Annotated in this window: 19 protein-coding genes; 17 read left to right on the top strand and 2 right to left on the bottom strand. The window is 62.1% G+C overall.

The features are described 5' to 3' along the window. Positions 1–363: 363 nt before the first annotated feature. The 5 genes from xrtQ to ABXR19_RS12050 all read left to right on the top strand — a co-directional run bounded on the left by xrtQ (position 364) and on the right by ABXR19_RS12050 (position 6,158). Positions 364–1,761 carry an exosortase Q gene (gene xrtQ / locus ABXR19_RS12070; RefSeq protein ID WP_354601391.1) on the top strand — a complete coding sequence of 466 codons (1,398 nt, stop codon included), beginning with the start codon at positions 364–366 and terminating at the stop codon, positions 1,759–1,761. After that, positions 1,758–3,218 carry a biosynthetic peptidoglycan transglycosylase gene (locus ABXR19_RS12065; protein ID WP_354601390.1) on the top strand — a complete coding sequence of 487 codons (1,461 nt, stop codon included), beginning with the start codon at positions 1,758–1,760 and terminating at the stop codon, positions 3,216–3,218. The genes xrtQ and ABXR19_RS12065 overlap by 4 nt, the downstream gene beginning before the upstream one ends. After that, positions 3,118–3,621 carry a hypothetical protein gene (locus ABXR19_RS12060; RefSeq protein ID WP_354601389.1) on the top strand — a complete coding sequence of 168 codons (504 nt, stop codon included), beginning with the start codon at positions 3,118–3,120 and terminating at the stop codon, positions 3,619–3,621. Before ABXR19_RS12065 ends, ABXR19_RS12060 begins: the two co-directional genes overlap by 101 nt. Before the next feature lie 8 nt (positions 3,622–3,629). Next, a complete protein-coding gene (locus tag ABXR19_RS12055) occupies positions 3,630–4,100 on the top strand; it encodes a C40 family peptidase (RefSeq protein ID WP_354601388.1) in 471 nt (156 codons plus the stop codon). Positions 4,101–4,535: 435 nt separating this feature from the next. Continuing rightward, on the top strand, positions 4,536–6,158 hold the full coding sequence (locus ABXR19_RS12050) for a methyl-accepting chemotaxis protein (protein WP_354601387.1): 1,623 nt from the start codon (positions 4,536–4,538) through the stop codon (positions 6,156–6,158). A gap of 218 nt (positions 6,159–6,376) precedes the next feature. Here the strand turns inward: ABXR19_RS12050 and ABXR19_RS12045 are convergent, their stop codons facing one another. Next, positions 6,377–7,303 (bottom strand): trypsin-like serine protease, encoded by a 927-nt coding sequence (locus ABXR19_RS12045; protein ID WP_354601386.1) that lies wholly within the window; start codon positions 7,301–7,303, stop codon positions 6,377–6,379. Between the two features lie 242 nt (positions 7,304–7,545). Beyond that, on the bottom strand, positions 7,546–9,330 hold the full coding sequence (locus ABXR19_RS12040) for an ATP-binding protein (RefSeq protein ID WP_354601385.1): 1,785 nt from the start codon (positions 9,328–9,330) through the stop codon (positions 7,546–7,548). Positions 9,331–9,664: 334 nt separating this feature from the next. On the opposite strand from ABXR19_RS12040, the gene ABXR19_RS12035 reads away from it, so the two are divergent. The 12 genes from ABXR19_RS12035 (at position 9,665) to ABXR19_RS11980 (ending at position 18,387) form a co-directional block, all read left to right on the top strand. Continuing rightward, entirely contained in the window at positions 9,665–10,813 is a 1,149-nt protein-coding gene (locus ABXR19_RS12035) for a PQQ-dependent sugar dehydrogenase (RefSeq protein WP_354601384.1), read from the top strand. A gap of 172 nt (positions 10,814–10,985) precedes the next feature. Further along, the gene (locus ABXR19_RS12030) at positions 10,986–11,576 is read left to right on the top strand and encodes a TetR/AcrR family transcriptional regulator (protein WP_354601383.1); all 591 of its coding nucleotides are present in this window, start codon (positions 10,986–10,988) and stop codon (positions 11,574–11,576) included. Positions 11,577–11,667: 91 nt separating this feature from the next. Further along, positions 11,668–12,822 carry an iron-containing alcohol dehydrogenase gene (locus tag ABXR19_RS12025; RefSeq protein WP_354601382.1) on the top strand — a complete coding sequence of 385 codons (1,155 nt, stop codon included), beginning with the start codon at positions 11,668–11,670 and terminating at the stop codon, positions 12,820–12,822. Positions 12,823–12,883: 61 nt separating this feature from the next. Further along, complete coding sequence (gene curA / locus ABXR19_RS12020; protein ID WP_354601381.1) at positions 12,884–13,906, top strand: NADPH-dependent curcumin/dihydrocurcumin reductase; 1,023 nt, start codon at positions 12,884–12,886, stop codon at positions 13,904–13,906. A gap of 29 nt (positions 13,907–13,935) precedes the next feature. Beyond that, positions 13,936–14,349 (top strand): organic hydroperoxide resistance protein, encoded by a 414-nt coding sequence (locus tag ABXR19_RS12015; RefSeq protein ID WP_354601380.1) that lies wholly within the window; start codon positions 13,936–13,938, stop codon positions 14,347–14,349. A gap of 15 nt (positions 14,350–14,364) precedes the next feature. Next, positions 14,365–15,042 carry a type 1 glutamine amidotransferase domain-containing protein gene (locus tag ABXR19_RS12010; protein WP_354601379.1) on the top strand — a complete coding sequence of 226 codons (678 nt, stop codon included), beginning with the start codon at positions 14,365–14,367 and terminating at the stop codon, positions 15,040–15,042. Between the two features lie 51 nt (positions 15,043–15,093). Beyond that, entirely contained in the window at positions 15,094–15,732 is a 639-nt protein-coding gene (locus ABXR19_RS12005; protein WP_354601378.1) for an NAD(P)H-dependent oxidoreductase, read from the top strand. 170 nt (positions 15,733–15,902) lie between these two features. Then, a complete protein-coding gene (locus ABXR19_RS12000; protein WP_354601377.1) occupies positions 15,903–16,202 on the top strand; it encodes a putative quinol monooxygenase in 300 nt (99 codons plus the stop codon). Positions 16,203–16,226: 24 nt separating this feature from the next. Next, positions 16,227–16,586: a DUF1304 domain-containing protein gene (locus ABXR19_RS11995; protein WP_354601376.1), complete on the top strand. Its 360-nt coding sequence runs from the start codon at positions 16,227–16,229 to the stop codon at positions 16,584–16,586. A 147-nt stretch (positions 16,587–16,733) separates the two neighbouring features. Further along, a complete protein-coding gene (locus ABXR19_RS11990; protein ID WP_354601375.1) occupies positions 16,734–17,186 on the top strand; it encodes an Hsp20 family protein in 453 nt (150 codons plus the stop codon). A gap of 529 nt (positions 17,187–17,715) precedes the next feature. Beyond that, positions 17,716–17,865 (top strand): lmo0937 family membrane protein, encoded by a 150-nt coding sequence (locus ABXR19_RS11985; RefSeq protein WP_354601374.1) that lies wholly within the window; start codon positions 17,716–17,718, stop codon positions 17,863–17,865. A 312-nt stretch (positions 17,866–18,177) separates the two neighbouring features. Continuing rightward, on the top strand, positions 18,178–18,387 hold the full coding sequence (locus ABXR19_RS11980; protein WP_354601373.1) for a hypothetical protein: 210 nt from the start codon (positions 18,178–18,180) through the stop codon (positions 18,385–18,387). Positions 18,388–18,750: the final 363 nt, after the last annotated feature.

Below are 18,750 nucleotides of genomic sequence, written 5' to 3'. Positions count from 1 at the left end.
TCCTCGTTGAACGTGACAACCCCCATCCCAGCCTTCCCCCTGAGAGGGGGAAGGAGCCGCTCGGGCGCGGACTCCCAGGCTACGAACCCAAAGCAATTCCTGTTCAAAAACTGATGGGCGAAGAAGTAAGGCAGTTCCGTTAGATGAGCATCACCAACAAACCCGTCGTTCCCGCGAAGGCGGGAATCCAGTGGCTTCAACCTCCCTTGCAACAAGACGCTGGGTTCCCGCTCGGGCAAAGACCGGCCTGTCCTGAGCTTGTCGAAGGGCGGGAACGACGAGAGTTTAAGCCGCACGCTTGTTAAGTAGCCCTCGCCCACACCGGTGAGGGCGTTCAAAACCATCACCCTGGAGAACCGCATCATGTCTGTCTCTTCAGCCACCCATCCCACACAAGCAAGCTGGGCGCGGCTCTTCAGCACCCCACCCGGCTGGCTCTGGCTCTTGCTACCGCTGGCAGCGCTGTGGCCGGTGTGGGCCTGGAGCGCGGCGCGCCTGACGGATGGTTCGGACGACCCGCTGGGCATCCTCGCGCTGTTGGCGCTGCTGCTGGCGGTGTGGCGGGATCGGGCGCAACTGGCCCAACACCCGCGCCCGCACTGGTTTGCCGTCAGTCTCGGCTTGAGTGCGCTGGCGGCGCTGAGCCTCGGCCTGCCGCCGCTGCTACGCGGCGTGATCGGGGTGGCGGCGGTGCTGGCCGCTTTGCTGGCCTTGCGCGCGCCGCGTCAACCGCTGCTGGCCTGGTTCGGACTGGGTTTGCTGGCGCTGCCGCTGATTTCCTCGCTGCAGTTTTTCGCGGGCTATCCGCTGCGCGTGCTCACCGCCGAGCTCTCGGCCCTGATTCTGCGCATGGGTGGTTTGCAGGTGCTGCGCGAAGGTTCTGCGCTGCAGGTGGCCGGGCATCTGGTGATGGTCGATGCGCCTTGCTCTGGGATTCAGATGGCATGGGTCGCGTATTTCACCGCCTGCGCCACCGCGGCCTGGCTACGCTTGCCGGATAGTCAATTCCTGCGCCGCCTGCCGCTGCTGGGCGCCATCGTGATCGGCGGCAATGTGCTGCGCAACACCGTGCTGATCATCAAGGAATCCGGCCTGCTGCCGCTGCCCGCGTGGACGCACGAAGGCATCGGCCTGCTGGTCTTCGCTGGCGTGTGTGCGCTGGTGCTGCGCCTGATCGCCCGTGGCGCAAAGCCTGCGGCCACGCCCCAGGTTCCGGCGGTGGCAACAGCGACTTCATGGCGCGGACTGCTGCCGGTCGCGCTGTTCGGCTTCGCCTTCCTTGCCGTTCTGCCCCTGCTCAAGCCGGCGAGGGCGGACGCGGTGCCGACCACCACGCACATCGAATGGCCTCAAAGCTTCGACGGCCACGCCTTGCGTCCGCTGGCGCTGTCCGCCGTGGAGGAGCGCTTCAGCGCCGGATTCCCCGGCGCGATTGCGCGCTTCAGCGACGGCAAGCGTCTGATCACCCTGCGCCATGTCACGGCGGCCACACGCAAGCTGCATCCGGCTGCGGACTGCTATCGCGGTCTCGGTTACGCGATCAGCCACATCACGCTCAGCGCGCGCAGCGACAGTGCGCGGCCGCAGGCCTTGCAGCGCTGCTTCACGGCCAGCAAGGGCGGGCGCGATCTGCTGGTGTGCGAATACACCGAAGACGCCGCGGGGCGCAGCTATACCGACGCCTCGGCCTGGTACTGGGCGGCCACGACCGGCGATTCGACCGGCCCGTGGCGGGCGGTGACGGTGGCGAGAATGCAATGAAGACACGCCGCGTCCTCCGCGCCCTGCTGCTCGGCGCCTGCGTCTGCATCCTGATCGGCATCGGCCTGATCGTCTGGCTGGCGCTGCGCCCGGTGCCGGCCTGGAGCCTGCCCGTGCGCCTCGCCGGCATCAGCTTCAATGTGCCGGTCGCCGATCTGCTGCGCGCCGCCACTCATCCTTACGGCATGCGCCTGCTGGCCGACCACAGCCTGCCGACGCGGCACGGCCAACTGGCTTTCACGGAACAGGACGGTAGGCTGCAGATCCGCTGTGGGCCTTGCTCTGCGGGCAGCCTGTCTGCAGATGCAAGCGCTGCGCGCCTCTCCAGCCTGCAGCTGACAATCCAGCGCGACGGCCCGGCCGTGTGGGGCACGGTGACGAGCAGTGACATCACGATCAGCTGGCGCGGCCTGCTCAGCGATCGCCGCCTGCTGCTCACGGGCGAGCTGCCCGACACGCCGGCTGCGACGCTCTACGCACTGTTCGGCGAGGCCATCCCGGAACTGCAGCATGCGCAGATCGAAGGCAGTATCGGTGCGCGCTTTACCCTGTCCTTGCCGGATCGGCGCTGGCAGATCCAACCCAACATTCGCCTGAGCAGCGTCAGCGGTCTGGGCACGGCAAGCCTGCGCGGCGTTCTGCCGCAACCGCGCTGCGCCCGGCCCGCGCCGGAAGGTTTCGGCCGCCATATCGCCGCCGCCGTGATCGCCGCCGAAGACCAGCGCTTCTGGTCGCACCCCGGTTACGATCCTGTTGAACTCGCCGCCGCGCTGAGTCCAAATGCCCGTCAACAAGCCAGTCTGCGCGGCGCCAGCACGCTCGACGAGCAAGTCGCCCGCATGCTCTACACCGGCGCGCAGCGCAGCGCAGCACGCAAGCTGCGCGAACTGCTGTATGCCGTAGAGATGGAGCGCACCTTGGGCAAAGCGCAGATCCTGCAACTCTATCTTGCCCTCGCGCCCTGGGGCGAAGGCCTCTGCGGTGCCGAAGCCGCCGCGCAGCACTACTTCAGCAAGCCCGCGCAGGCACTGAATGCCGCAGAGGCCGCCTGGCTCGCCAGCCTGCTGCGCAATCCGGCGCAGGTCGGGCGCGATCCTGCCGAGCTCAATCGCCACGCCTTGTGGGTATTGAACGGAATGCAGGGGCTGGGCCGCGCAGAGCGGCGCAATGCGCGGCTGGCGTTGACGACGGACCGAATGATCCTGCGCAAGCGCAACTCCGCACCCGGCCCACAATTGGCCGAACGTCTTCTGCCGCTGGCAGAAGACAGCGTGATTGGGCAAACTCCGCTGGCTGTTATATCCCGCGCCAAACGGCGTGACTCCGCTCCGGCGGTCATTGCTACTGGATCCCACAATGAAAATCCATTTTGCTGTGCTGAGCATGGCACTCGCGTCGGCGCAGGCACTGGCCGGCGCGCCGACGGCCCCCTGCGCGATCACGAACATTCCCGTTGATCCAGCGCCGCCAGGGCAATTCGCCAGCTATGCCGGCCACGGCCACGCGATTGACATCCTGCTGCAAAGCGCTCGCCCGGATCGGGAAGTGGATGTCTTCCCCGAGCCGCCCTTGATCCTGCGGCGCAAGGACACCCAGAAGAGCTGCGAGATTGATGGCGGCATCTGGACGCGCAAGGATTTCTATCTCGACGCCAGCGAACGCACGCTGATCACGGTGGAATTCAGCGGCTCTAGCGACAGCCTGAATTTCTACGATACGGCATCCTGCAAACGTCTGGCCAGCCTGGATATCTCGGGCTACGCATGGGCCATCGGCAAAAATGCCCTGACCCTGACCGCCAAACAGGGCAAGGCCAAAACGCGCAGCAGACGCGTCAATTCATTCTGTATCCCCAACTGAGGACGAACATGCCGAGTCTTGATCAATGCATCATCGATAGCTGCAAAACGAGCTGGGAGGAAGAGTTCCTCAAGGGCACCAAGAATCGCGACAACTGTTCCGGCTTCGTCAAAGCCGTGGCCAAGAAGCTGGGCGTGCCGCTGCCGGATACTGCCAATGCGGATGGCATCGTGGATCATCTCGGCAAGAACTGGACGAAACTGGCTTCGGGCAGCGAGGCGCGGCTGAAGGCGCAAACCGGCAGCTTCGTGATCGCGGCTTTGAAGGGCAAGGACCATGCGCCCGCGCGCAATAACGGTCACGTTGCGATCGTCGTCGATGGCGATCTGTACCGCCAGAAATATCCAATGCTGTGGGGCGGCAGCATCGGCTCGGCGCAAAGCCAGGGCACAAAATCGGTGGGCGAAGTGTGGAACACCCGCGACCGGGATAGCGTGGCGTATTACGTGTATGCCACGTTTGCCTGCCCGGCCAAATAAGCTGTCAGAAGCTGGACCGACGCAAGACTCTGCCTCTCTGGTTACGTAAGTGTCCGCTGCAGAAAACTCTGCACGAGACGTGGTTCTTCGGACAAGGCCGCTTACGCTCTGCAGGAGCGATGTTCACGTCGCAGTCCTCTCGATTCGGCCACGAAACGTCAAACCAGCGTTATTTCCAGAACAGCAGGCCCGCGTGGGGGCTTGGGATACTGAAGAGCCGCAGCGGACGGATGTTTACGGGCAGGGTGGCCGGAGATGGCGGCTTGCTGCAGGTTTCCAGCAAGCCGCCCGCGAACAATCAAAAGCTGTCGCCAGGAAATGGATTGCGGGCGGTGGATTTAGAGGATTGTGTAAAAATTTGTCAGACAACAATCAAGTCTTCCTAAGGGCCGCCGTTGGTGTAAGGGTTATCCCTAGTTTGGCCGAATGAAAACCATGAAAACAACAATCGCCTTCCGATTGATCCTGATCGTCGTCTTTTCAGCTATCACCGCACTGGCCGTCGGCCTGGTGGGCCTGCTGGCCACCAACTCCCTGTCCGACTCGTTGCACAAAGTTCAGTCGGTCACCGTGCCTCAGGTCGATGCGCTGCACCGGATCATTGGCCAGTCACTGCGCGTGCGCGTGCATGTCTATAACCACGCGCGCGCCCAGAGCGCCGAGGATATGGACAAGATCGAGAAAGCCATGACCAAGAGCATGGTCGTGCTGTGGGAAGAGGTGGATAAATACGAAAAGCTCGCCACCACCGCCAAGGATCGCGAACTGCTTGAGGCCGACAAGGCCGCCATCAAGGATTTCGAGGCCACGCTGGCACCGGCCATTGCCCAGAATCGTCAGAACATTCCTGACGATCCCGAGGCGAACAAACTGATCGGCGCCGTGGTGAAGAGTTCCGCCGTTGTCGGCAAGCTTCTTGACGCGCACTACAAGCAACTGGCCGAAGATATCGCGACTGAACAAATTGAAGCCGATGCCGCAGCGAAGCGTCACCGGAACATTTCCTGGACGGTCGTTCTCCTCGGCACCGCCCTGATCGCCGTCTTCGGCCTGCTTCTGGTGCGCACTATCCGCAATATGCTTTCGGGCGTGCAGGGCGCGATAACCCGCATCGAAGGTGAGCGCGATTTCCGCATTCGCGTGCCGGAAGACGGCAAGGACGAGCTGAGCCAGATGGGTGCCAGCCTGAACCGCCTGATCGGATCAATGCAGAGCAACCTGCAACACCTCGGTGAAAACGCTCAGGACGTTGCCGGCAAGTCGCGCCACATGGCCAACACTGCGCAGCAGGTATCGATGTCCTCCGGCCAGCAGAGTGAATCAGCCTCCGCCATGGCCGCCGCCATTGAAGAGTTGACGGTGAGTATCGGCCACATCGGTGATCGCGCTTCCGAAGCCAACCAGCTCTCGCACGAATCCGGCAAGCACGCGCAGGAAGGCGGGAAGATTATCAGCCTGACCGTGCAGGACATTCACGAAATTGCCAGTACCGTGAATGAAACCAGCTCGCGCATCCAGATTGTCGAGGCGGAGAGCGACAAGATTTCCTCGGTCGTTTCCGTGATCCGTGAAGTCGCCGACCAGACCAACCTGCTCGCCCTGAATGCCGCCATCGAAGCCGCCCGTGCCGGCGAACAGGGCCGTGGCTTTGCCGTCGTCGCCGATGAAGTGCGCAAGCTTGCCGAACGTACCGCCAATTCCACTCGCGAAATCACGATCATGATCGAAGGCGTGCGCAACGGCGCCAAGGATGCCGTCAACAGCATGGCGATTGCCGTCGATCGCGTCAGCGTCGGCGTCACTCGCGCCGAGGGCGCCAGTCAGGCCATCGCGCGCATCAGCGAAACCAGCAGCCAGGCCGTGAGCATGGTGCGCGAAATCACCGACGCCATCCGCGAGCAGAGTGCCGCCAGTCACAGCATCGCCCAGCAGGTCGAGCGCATTGCGCAAATGGCCGAAGTCGGCAACGCTGGCGCAGCCGGCAGCGCCAGCGCGGCGCAGGAACTCGATACCTTGGCCGCCTCGATGCAGCAGATCGTCCAGACCTACAAGCTCTGATCAGTTCGGCACAAAGCCAGGGCACAAAATCGTTGGGTGAAGTCTGGAACACCCGCATGGCGTATTACCTGTATGCCACGTTTGCCTGCCCGGCCCGCTGAGCGGCCTGACGATCAAATCCGGCCTACGCCAGACTCTGCCTGAAGAGCCGCATCCAGCCTGGCTCTGCAGCAGGGGTGCCTGAAGAAGTCCGCCGGGTGCGGCTCTTCAGGCAGGCTTTACGAACTCCGGCGCCGTACGCACAGGCCCAGCAGGCCAAGGCCGGCGAGGAGCATGGCGTAGCTTTGCGGCTCCGGCACGGCGCTCACCGTGTTGATCCAGCTGCTGTAGGCGGCCACCGAGGTGGCGCCGCCAATCGAGCCGAATGTGGTGTTGCTGGTCGAATACGGGGTGCCGTCGCTGTTCTTGACCGTGCCGTTGAAACTGGCAATTCCGATAAGCTGCCACTGACCATTGACCTGCACGAACATCGGGCTGCCGGAATCGCCACCGGCATATTGGGCTTCGACGTTGGCGCCCAGTGTGCCGCCGCCCATCACGTTGGTGGCGTTGGTGCTGCCATCAAAATCGAACAGCAGAATCTCGGTTTTCGTCGTGCCATCGTCGTCGGCCACCAGATAATCAATCTTGTTCTGGCCCACACGTTTGACGCTGGCACTGCCGCCATAACCGACCAGCGTCATGGTGGTGTTCGTGGTGACCGAGGAACCGGAATAGAGGCTGTAGCCCGTCGCACTGGAAGGCGCGGCGGAGCTGAGCTTGATCAGCGCCAGATCGTCATGCCAGAAACCATCGCTGCCCACCTTGGTGCCGGTGTAGCCGGAATACACCGTGACGGATTCGGCGCTGATGCTCTGACTGAGGCTGCTGCCAGCGTTGAAATTGACGGTGAGACCACCTGGATTCGACACGCCACTGGCCGCCACGTGCGCAGCGGTCAGAATGTAGCCGTTGTCGAGCAGCACGCCGGAGTAAACGCCGCCGCCAATCGAGATCGAGACGACGCCGGACCAGAATGAACCTGCAGTATTGGCATCAACGCCGATGCCACCAACGATGGCCTGACCGGATTGCGAAAACAGCGCGGCCAGCAGGCCGAAAAAAAGCGTGAAGCGGCGTTGAGCGCAGCCTGCCAGTGATTTCATGGGGTTTCCCTGGGTGCGCTGGATGCCATCCAAGGCCGGCATCACAGTCGATGCGCTACAGGCTACTGGGGAGGCCGAAATGGCGCAAGCGCGCCACCGTGACAGCCGCTGCCGCCATTCGGCCCATTAAGTCCCTGTTTGCCGCAGATCCGCATGGGCGCTTGATCTGCCGATCCAGCAGGCATTCCGGACAGGAGATGCAAAAACAGGTCAAGACCCGCCGATTTGCGTAAATGCCATGATCAAGCACTGACGGACTTGCCGGACGGCAAGCTGACGATAAACCGGCTGCCCGCGCCCGGCTGGCTGTCGACACTCAATTTGCCACCCAGGGTCTGCTCAACCAGAGTTTGCACGATGTGCAAACCCAGGCCGGTGCCACCACTACCGGCGCGGGTGGTGAAGAAGGGCTCGAAGATGCGTGCCTGAACGGCTTCGCTCATGCCTTTGCCATCATCACTGACGCTCAGGCGAATGCCCTCTGCGGACGCTGCTGCTTCGAGGCGGATCACGCCTTCGCAAGTTTCGTCAAAGGCATGCAGACGTGCATTGTTGACCAGATTGCTGATCACCTGTCCCAGCGGGCCGGGCAGGGTTTCCAGCCACAAACCGGGCTCGGCCTGCAACTGCAGACGAATCCGGGTGCCGACAAACTGTGGCGAGAGGCTGTGGGCGAGCTGCTCCAGCCAAGGAGCCAACTCGATCAGGCGCGGCTGCGAAGTCGCCTGATCCATCGCTGTCTGTTTGAAATCGTCAAGCAGGTTCGCCGCACGATTCAGGTTGCCAAAGACCAGATCGCCAGCGTCCGTCGCCGTTGCCACGAAGTCATCCAGCTGGCTCTTGCGCAGGGCGCCTGCGTTGAGTTCCTTACGCAGTGTCGCCGCCCGATCCATCAGCGTTGTGATCGTGACCTTGGCGTTACCGATCGGCCCGCCGATATCGTGGGCAAACACCGCAACCGACCGACCCAGCAGCGCCAGCTTCTCTGCCTGCAACAATTGGCTCTCAGTCACACTCAGTTCTTCGAGCGCCTTCCGACGCTCGTCGATAGCCAGTTCCACCTGCCCGATCTGAGCCCAGGCGAACCAGAACAGCAGGCCCAGTGCTCCCAGCCCACCGAACATGAAACCTGCCATCATCCAAGCGCGCTGACGCCAGTCGTGGAATACATCACTCTCCAGTTGCGACACCATCGCCAGTGTCGGGTACTGGCTGCCGGTCACATAGCCTATCCGGCGCAGCTTCCCGTCATACGGACTGGTGCGCACATCATTGCCACGGCCCGTACTGAGCATTGAACGCAGGCTCAGCTCATGACGAACATCGGTATTTTCAAAACCCTCCATTGCGGGATAGCGGAACAAGGGCTTGCCATCGGTGCGCAGCAAGGTGATTGTCTGTCCCGGCACCAGGCGCAGCGGCTTGAAGTATTCCTCGAAATACCGTGCCCTCAGCGTAATTGCCAACACGCCCTGAAACGCGCCCTGATGGTCCTGCAGGCGCTGCGACAGCACAAAGATTTTCAGCCCGGTGGAGTGCGACACATACAGCGGGCTCAACCAGGTGGCGGCGGAGGATTGTGCGCGATGATGCTTGAAGTATTCGAGATCCGAAAGATCACGCCGCTCGATCGGCAAGGTCAGTGAATTGGCAAAGAGATGCCCGCTGGCGTCGACGAAGACCAGCGAATTGGGCAGCACCTCGGTACCCGAAGCCGAAACAATGGACAGGTTGCGCTGAAACAGCTCGTGCAGGGCGGCCTCGCTGAAGGCCTGGTTATCCGCACTGCGCTCGATATCCCGGCGGGTCATCTCCAGCACCACATTCGAGGCCTGTAAAGTCGCCGTCACATACTCCGAGAAGGCCAGCGCATCAGCCAGCAGGCGTGCCGATGCTTCTTGTGCGCTGCGCGTGTGATCGAACCACAGAAAACCACTGGCAAGCACGGCCAGAAGCGACGCGAGCGCGAGCACACTGGCGACCAGCCAGCAGCGGAGTCGACGAAAACGGGAACGCAACTGTTTCATGAATGTCGAATCGCAAGGCTCGAACTGCCCCGCCCTTTGCTTGAACCTTAGGTAAAGACCAGGCCTTGTGCTACGGAACAACCCAATTTTCGCGCACGCCGAAAGTTTGAGCCTGTCACTACCGCACGCAGCGGTGTCGATAGTGCCTGTCTCCGCGCCAGGCCTTGCGCTGCAGGCAGACGCTCTGGACGCATCGCCCCTTCAGGACTCACTTGCCGTGGGCCGGATCGGCGTCCATGCTGCAATCACCCACCCAAGAGAGGCAAAGACGATGAAAACCATTTCAAAATCATGGGCATATCCTGACGCATTGCGTCTCCTGCCGGCGCTTCCCTTGTCGTTTTTGCTGGTCGCCTGCGGTGGCGGCGGCTCGTCCTCAGCGGCAAGCGCGGCGCCGGTTAGCAGTGCGCCAGCCTCGGTGCAATGCAAAGCTGTTGCCGCCACGTCCACAGTGGGCACGCCGACGCTGACCCAGTTTGCCGGTGGCCTGGTCAATCCCTGGGCCTTCGTGTTCCTGCCTGATGGCCGCCTGCTCGTCACCGAACGCCCCGGGCGCCTGCGCATCATTGCCACCGATGGCACGCTGTCGGCCGCCATCAGCGGCGTGCCCGCGGTCTACGCGCAAGGTCAGGGCGGCTTGCTGGATGTCGTGCTGGATCCGGATTTCGCCAGCAATTCGCGTATCTATTTCAGTTATTCCGAAAGTGGCACGGGCGGCGCCGGTACAGCCGTGGCCCGCGCCACGCTGAATACCCTCAGCCTGAGCCTGAGCAGCGTGAGCGTGATCTATCGGCAGACGCCGAAAGTCAGCGGCGACGGCCACTTCGGCTCGCGTCTGGTGTTCGGCAACGACGGCAAGCTCTACATCGCCCTCGGCGAACGCCAGAAATTCACCCCTGCGCAAGACCCGCTGCAAACCCTCGGCAAGATCGTGCGCATCAATAACGACGGTACCGTGCCCGCCGACAATCCCTTCGTCGGCAACAGCGCCTACCTGCCCGAGATCTGGACTCTGGGCCATCGCAACCCGCAAGGCATGACCCGTCACCCCGGCACCGGCCAGCTATGGACCGCCGAGCACGGCGCCATGGGCGGCGATGAAATCAACACGCCCGAACGCGGCAAGAACTACGGCTGGCCGGTGATCAGTTACGGCCTGAATTACGACGGCACGAAGATCGGCGAAGGCACGAGCAAGGCCGGCATGGAACAGCCGCGCTGCTATTGGGATCCGTCCATCGCGCCCGGCAACGTGGCCTTCTACACCGGCGGCAAGGTCGCCGCCTGGAATGGCAACCTGTTCGTTGCCGCGCTGAAAGACACTGCGCTGATGCGCCTGACCCTGAACGGCACGCAGATCACCGGCCAGGAACGTTTCAGCATCGGCAAACGCGTGCGCGATGTGCGTGTCGGCCCGGATGGCTGGCTGTATCTGGCCACCGACGAAAGCGCCGGGCAGATCCTGAAACTGACGATTCAGTAGCCGATACGCTGGCGCGGAGAGCCAATCCGCAAGCCTGCCTGTACACCCGCCCTCAGCCTGCCTCTCCAGACACCCTGCCGGCACAGGCAAGCGGGGTGCGGGTCTACGGGCAGGCTTTGCATAGCTAAAAAACACTAGACGACTGGTCTAATTGTGTTTTAGGATGCAGCCCATGAACTCCGAACGCCCCGATACCCGTCAGCACATCCTCACCTGTGGCCAGCAACTGATTGCCGCCAAAGGCTTCGTCGGCGTGGGTCTGGCCGAGATCCTCGCCAGCGCCAGCGTGCCCAAGGGCTCCTTCTATCACTACTTCGCGTCGAAAGAAGCCTTCGGCGCAGCCTTGCTCGACAACTATTTCGCCGACTATCTGAGCCGTGTCGATGCGCTGCTTGGCCGCAGTGATCTGAGCGGCGCGCAACGCCTGCTGACCTACTTCCAGCGCTGGATCGAAACCCAGTGCGGCGAGGATTCGGCGCAGAAATGCCTGATCGTGAAGCTCGGCGCCGAGATTTCGGACCTGTCGGAAAGCATGCGCAGCTCCATGCTGGCCGGCACCGAAAGCATCCTGCGCCAACTGGCCGATTGCATCGCGGCCGGCCAGGCCGATGGCTCGATCGGCAGCACCCAGGATCCCGCTGAAGCCGCCCAATGGCTGTATCAGGCCTGGCTGGGCGCGTCGCTGCTGACCAAGCTGCGGCGCGACTGCAGTTCACTGGATGCCGCCCTCAGCGGTACGCGAGCACACCTCAAACTGAATTGAACACTCGACACGCGCGGCCGGCGCATCAGCCCGCCGTGCATTTTTTTGACCCAGAACTAGACGACCGGTCTAATTTTATAAAGGCAAAGCCATGCAAAATTTCGATTTCTACAATCCGACGCGTATCGTCTTCGGCCAAGGCCGCATCGCCGAACTCGCCACGCTGGTACCCGCTACAGCGCGCGTGCTGATCCTCTTCGGCGGCGAGAGTGCGCGCAAGACCGGCACGCTGGCCGAGGTGCGCACCGCGCTGGGCGCACGCGAAGTTTTCGAATTCGGCGGCATCGAACCCAACCCGAGTTACGAAACGCTGATGCGCGCCGTTGAACAAGTGAAGCGCGACAGGATCGACTTCCTGCTGGCCGTGGGTGGTGGTTCGGTCATCGACGGCACCAAGTTCGTCGCGGCCGCCGCGCTGTTTGAAGGCGACGCGACGGCGATCCTCTTCAACTTCGGCCGCAACATCACGCAGGCCATGCCCTTCGGCACGGTGCTGACCCTGCCGGCCACCGGCTCCGAGATGAATGACGGTGGCGTGGTCACGATCAAGGCGCAGGGTGCCAAGCTGCCCTTCCTGAATCACGCGCTGTTCCCGGTGTTTTCGGTGCTCGATCCGACCAAGACTTACACCTTGCCGCAACGCCAGTTGGCCAACGGCGTGGTCGACGCTTTCGTACACGTGATGGAGCAATACCTGACCTACAGCGTCGACGCTCACGTGCAGGACCGCTTTGCCGAAGGCCTCCTGCTGACGCTGATCGAACATGGCCCGACGGCGATCGCCAGCACCGACTACAAGGCCCGCGCCAACCTGATGTGGGTCGCCACTCTGGCACTGAATGGCCTGATCGGCGCCGGCGTGCCGCAAGACTGGGCCAGCCACATGATCGGCCACGAGCTGACCGCCAAATACGACATTGACCACGCCCGCACCTTGGCCGTGGTGTTGCCGGCGATGCTGCAGGTGCGCCGCGAAGGCAAGCGCGGCAAGCTGCTGCAGTATGCCGAACGCGTCTGGCAAATCACCACGGGCAGCGAAGACGAACGCATCGACGCGGCCATCGCCAAGACGCGCGCTTTCTTCGAAAGCCTGGAACTGCCGACCCATCTCAGCGCGTATGACATCGGCGCCGAGGCCATCCCGGCGATTCTCGCCCAGCTCAAGGCGCACGGCATGCTGGCCATCGGCGAGCGCAAGGATGTGACGCTGGATGTCAGCGAACAGGTCCTTGAAGCCTGTCTGTAGGCCAACCCACAGAGGCCGTCACGCGATTGCCCTACATTCAAGAGTTCCCAAGGAGTAAGCCATGACAACGCAAACAAACCGCCGCATCGTGCTGGCCTCGCGGCCGGTCGGCGAGCCGACAGCTGCCAACTTTCGCCTCGAAACCGCGCCGATCCCGGTTCCCTCTGCAGGCCAGGTGCTGCTGCGCACGCTCTACCTGTCGCTCGACCCCTACATGCGCGGGCGCATGAGCGACGCCAAGTCTTACGCCGAACCGGTAGCGATTGGCGCGGTGATGGTGGGCGCCACGGTGTGCCGCGTCGTCAGCTCGCAACATCCGGATTTCGCCGAGGGCGAACTGGTGCTGGCCCAGAGCGGCTGGCAGGATTACGCGCTGTCCGACGGTGCGGGTCTGTTCAGGCTCGGCCAGCTGGACCAGCCCTCGCTGGCGCTGGGCGTGCTGGGCATGCCCGGCTTCACCGGCTACACGGGCCTGATGGATATCGGTCAGCCCAAGGCCGGCGAAACCGTGGTGGTCGCTGCCGCCAGTGGCGCGGTCGGTTCGGTGGTCGGGCAGGTCGCCAAACTGCAGGGCTGCCGTGTCGTGGGAATCGCTGGCGGTGCGGAAAAATGCCGTTACGTGGTGGAGGTGCTGGGCTTTGATGCGTGTATCGATCACCACGCGGCCGATATGCCCGCGCAACTCGCTGCTGCTTGCCCAACCGGCATTGACGTGTATTTCGAGAATGTCGGCGGTGCGGTCTTCGACGCCGTGCTGCCACTGCTCAACACCAAGGCTCGCATCCCGCTGTGCGGCCTGATCTCGCAATACAACGCGACCGAACTGCCGGATGGCAAGGATCGCCTGTCGCTGCTGATGACCCAGATTCTGAAACTGCGCATCCGCATGCAGGGCTTCATCATCTTCAACGACTACGGCCCGCGCTATCCGGAGTTCTTCCAGACCATGAGCGGCTTGCTGGCCGAAAGCAAGATCAAGTTCCGCGAAGACCGCGTGCAGGGTCTGGAAGCCGCACCGGCCGCTTTCATCGGCCTGCTCAAAGGCAAGAATTTCGGCAAGCTGGTCGTCCAGCTGGCTGACTGATTACCCCCAAAACCCCGAAGGAAAACACCATGAAGATCTTCTACAAGACCCGCGCCACCTCCGTCGGCGGCCGCAGTGGCCACGCCGCCCTTGATGACGGCACGCTCGCCTTCGACCTCGCCGCCCCCGGCAGCGGCAAGACCGGTGCCAACCCCGAGCAGCTCTTCGCCATCGGCTACGCTGCCTGCTTCGACAATGCCCTCAAGCACGTCGCCGAAAAGCAGAAACTCGCCCTCAGCGCCAGCAAGACCAGCGCCGAAGTCGGCATCGGTCAGAACACCACGGGTGGCTTCGCGCTCGACGTGGATCTTTACGTGGAAATCCAGGGCCTGAACGAAACCGAGGCCACACAGCTGGTCGAGGCCACGCATCAGGTCTGCCCGTATTCCAATGCCCTGCGCGGCAACGTCGACGTCCGTCTGCACATCACCACCATCGCCTGAACCTGGAGAAGCCCCATGAAAATCCTGATGATCCTGACCTCGCACGACAAACTTGGTGACACCGGCCTGAAGACCGGCTTCTGGCTCGAAGAATTTGCCGCGCCGTATTATGTTTTCAAGGCTGCCGGCGCGCAGATCACCGTCGCCTCACCCCTCGGCGGCCAGCCACCGCTGGACCCAAAGAGCGACGAGCCGGATTTCCAGACCGCCGCCACCGCCCGTTTCAAGGCCGATGCCGAAAGCATCGCTGTGCTGGCCAACACGGTGAAGCTGTCATCCGTGAAAGCGGCCGATTTTGACGCCGTGTTCTACCCCGGCGGCCACGGCCCGCTGTGGGATCTGGCCAATGACCCGCATTCCATTGCCCTGATCGAAACCATGATTGCCGCCGGCAAACCCGTCGCTGCTGTGTGCCATGCCCCCGGCGTGCTGCGCCGCACCCGCAATGCCGATGGCACGCCGCTGGTCATGGGCAAGCAGGTGACCGGCTTCACCAACACCGAGGAATCCGCCGTACAGCTCAGCGGCATCGTGCCTTTCCTCGTTGAAGACATGCTCAAGGCCAATGGCGGCAACTACTCCAAAGGGCCGGACTGGGCGCCCTACGCGCTGGTTGATGGTTTACTGATCACCGGCCAGAACCCGGCTTCGTCAGAGCTGGCTGCAGAAAAGCTGCTGGCGGCCCTAGCCTGAACACCCACCCATCACACCTCACACTCACCCAATACAGAAAGCGAGCCATTCATGTCTGATCTCCTGAGCAAGCTGCGCTGGCGCTATGCCACCAAGAAATTCGATTCGGCCAAGGCCGTGCCGCAGGAAAAGGTCGAGCGCATCCTCGAAGCCATCCGCCTCACCGCAACCTCCAGCGGCCTGCAGCCCTATGAAGTGATTGTCGTCAACAACCCGGAACTGCGCGCACAGATCCAGCCGCACGCCTGGAATCAGGCGCAGATCACCGAAGCCTCGCACTTGCTGGTTTTCGCTGCGTGGGACAACTACACTGCGGAGCGCATCAACATGATGTTCGACCTGGTCAATGAAGAGCGCGGCGTGCGCAACGAAGGCTGGGAAAACTATCGCCAGCAATTGCTGAATACCTATGTGCCACGCGATGCCGAAACCAACTATCAGCACGCTGCGCGCCAGGCCTACATCGGCCTCGGCACGGCACTGATCGCCGCAGCGGAAGAAGAAGTGGACGCCACCCCGATGGAAGGTTTTGATCCGGCCAAGGTGGATGAAATTCTCAAGTTGCACGAGCGTGGTCTGCGCTCGGTCGTGATCCTGCCGCTCGGCTATCGCGCCGCCGAAGGCGACTGGCTGGTGAGCCTGAAGAAAGTCCGCCGCAGCCGCGAGGACTTCGTCATCGAGATGAAGTAAGCCCCGGCCCGAAGGCTCGCGCCCCGGCGTAGTGCTGACTCAGTTCACTTGAGCAGCAGCAGGCGCTCTGCCATCGTTCCCGCCTTCGCGGGAACGATGGCATTTTCATGTTGAATGTATTGCTGGCATAGTGCCGATTTTCTTACCCTCGAACCAATGGAGCCAATCCTGTGAGCATTTTCGTGTTTGCCAATGTCTGCCCGAAGCCCGAGCATCTGGAAGCCGCCGAACAGATCCTGCGTGCCGCCGTCGCGCCATCACGTCTGGAGACCGGCTGCCTTCGCTACGACCTGTTCAGGACGGTACAGGGTGAAACCTCCTTCCAGTTCTACGAGATCTATGTCGATCAGGCCGCGCTGGTCGCCCATGCCCAGTCCGCCCACTTCCTGAGCCTGAAAGACCAGATCACGCCACTGCTTGCTCAGCCACTGACGATCAGCATCACCAGCGCCGTAGACGTAGCGGCCTGATCACTCTCTTTGCAGGAGACCAGCATGCAAATCGCCGCCAGCCTCGCCACCCTCCTGATTGCCCTGCTCCAGAGCTGGATCCTGGTTCTGGAAATGTTTTTGTGGACCCGCCCGCTCGGCAAGAAAACCTTTCGCCTCAGTGACGAGTTCGCCGCAGCCTCGCGCATGCTCGCGGCCAATCAGGGGCTCTACAACGGCTTCCTCGCCGCAGGTCTTTTCTGGGGTCTGTGGCTGGGGCCGGAAGGCCTGGCGATCCGGCTCTTCTTCCTCGGCTGCGTACTGATTGCCGGTTTGTACGGCGCCGTCACGGTTGGCAGAAAAATCCTCTTCGTTCAGGGCATCCCCGCTGCGTTGGCGATGATTATGGTGTGGCTGGCAAGCTGAGCGGCAAAACAAAAAACGATCACAAATGGGGATCAAGTGCAGTGATTTCAAGGGCTTGAAAAGCCGTTACAGCGAACCTAGATAGGCAGGGCAGGTGCTCCACGGAGGCCTGCCCTTTTCTTTCTATCGCTTACGAGGATATGAACCATGCGTACTTATGACTTCTCCCCGCTGTATCGCTCCGCCATCGGTTTCGACCGTCTCACCCAGCTTGCCGAAGCCGCGCAGCGCGCCGAACCGCCGAGCTACCCGCCCTACAACATCGAACTCGTGTCGGAAGACAAATACCGCATCAGCATGGCCGTAGCCGGCTTTGCGCGCGACGAGCTGGATGTGGAAACCGAGAAGAACACCCTCAAGATCAGCGGCCGCAAAGCCTCCGATCCGACCCAGCACACCTGGCTGCACCGTGGCATCGCCGCCCGCGATTTCGAGCAACGCTTCCAGCTCGACGATCACGTCAAGGTGGTCGCCGCCAGCTTCGAAAATGGCCTGCTCAACATCGAACTGGAACGCGAAGTGCCCGAGGCCCTCAAGCCGCGCAAGATCCTCATCGACGGCGGTGAATCCCTGCCATTGATTCGGGGTGCAGCCGCTTAAGCCTCACGCCCCAGCATGCAAAAAGCCCCCGGCTGTGGAAACGGTGCGGGGGCTTTTTATCGCCCCTGTGCGGACGCGCAGCGGCGGGATCTGCAAATCCTTCCGCCTGACGGCCGTGTGTTGAACCTGAAGGCCGCGCGGATGAACGCCTTATGCGGCAGAAGGCGAGCTTTGCGGTCAGTCAGCCTTTGGCAAAGGCGCAGTTCTTCAGGGCGTCGTAGGGTGGGCTCGGTGAGCCCACGCGTTTTGTCGATGGTATCTGATCGTATGCTGCGTGGGCACACCGTGCCCACCCTGCACAATGGCCGCTTTCGGCGCTTACCGCTCACGAACACACCGCCAAGAGACCGGACGCATACTGGTCGACCACGCATACCCGCCCCCGCATCCAATGTTGCCCAGCACACAGACGGCATGGCGGCTGAAGTTCATGCTGAGCTCAAGGTCAGGGCACATGCCGCTTGCCGGGTGGTGGTTTGATGCGTTTGCGCGTCGCCGCTTCAGTTTGAACAAAGATAAGGGGATAACCATGCTTTATTCGATTGCTGTTGTACTGATCATCTTGTGGCTCTTGGGCCTTGTGACGTCCTACACGCTGGGCGGCTTCATCCACATCGTTCTGGTTGTCGCGTTGATCATGGTTGTGGTCAATTTCATCGGTGGGCGACGCGGGTCTTGACGTCCGGGTTGCGGCAAGGCACTGCCTGAAAATCCGCGCCCAGCCTTGCTGTGGAAATAACCTGCTCTGCGAGCCAAGCCCCACGTGGCTTTGCGGGCAGGCCACCAAAAGAGGCGGGGTGCGGTGGAGCCACTTTGAGTTCCGCCCTATGCCATGCATCGCTGAACGTGTTTACCTTCACACCTGCTTAGCACATCAATCCCGCCACCGTCTGTGCGCCAGCACACAGATCGTGTCTGTCCCGGCCTGTAGGCTGGCTGACGTATTTCCGCCTTCTTGCGGTTAATGATTTGATCTGGTCAGGAGACTTTTATGAAATGGGCCGGAATGTTCATGGTGGGTTTTGTGATTCTGCTCGGTGGCCTGCTGGCTGCACTGTGGAAACTCGGCGTGCTGGCCAACATCGGCGCCGGCTGGACGGTGATCGGCGTAGTGATCCTGGTCGGCTTCGGGATCATGATTTCGGTGTCCAAAAGCGATAACAGGAATCGCGTCGAAATCAGCCGCAGGGACTCACTTTAATCCAGACAGCTTTGGCGGCCTCACCAATGCCTGCCTGAAGACCCGCCCCCCGCCTTTCGCTGCAACCAGCATGCCCTGCGAGGCAAGTTCCGCGCGGCTAAATGGGCAAGCATTCTGTACAAAGCCGCCAGATGCGGCTTTTCAGGAAGTCTCAGTGTCAATACCATTAAGTTAAGCCCAAAAACCCGTTCGTCCTGAGCGTAGCGCAGCGAAGTCGAAGGGCTTGGGCCCAGTCGCTCATGCTTCGACTTCATCCGCTTCGCTTCTTACGCTCAGCACGAACGGCTTAAGGCTACGCTGAACAAGTCTCCGTCATAGGGTTGAGTTCGGTAAAATTCGGCCCATGATGAAACAACAGACCTT

It is taken from the genome of Uliginosibacterium flavum (assembly GCF_040566545.1).
Classification (GTDB): domain Bacteria; phylum Pseudomonadota; class Gammaproteobacteria; order Burkholderiales; family Rhodocyclaceae; genus Uliginosibacterium; species Uliginosibacterium flavum.
This window is presented reverse-complemented; position numbering and strand designations above follow the sequence as displayed.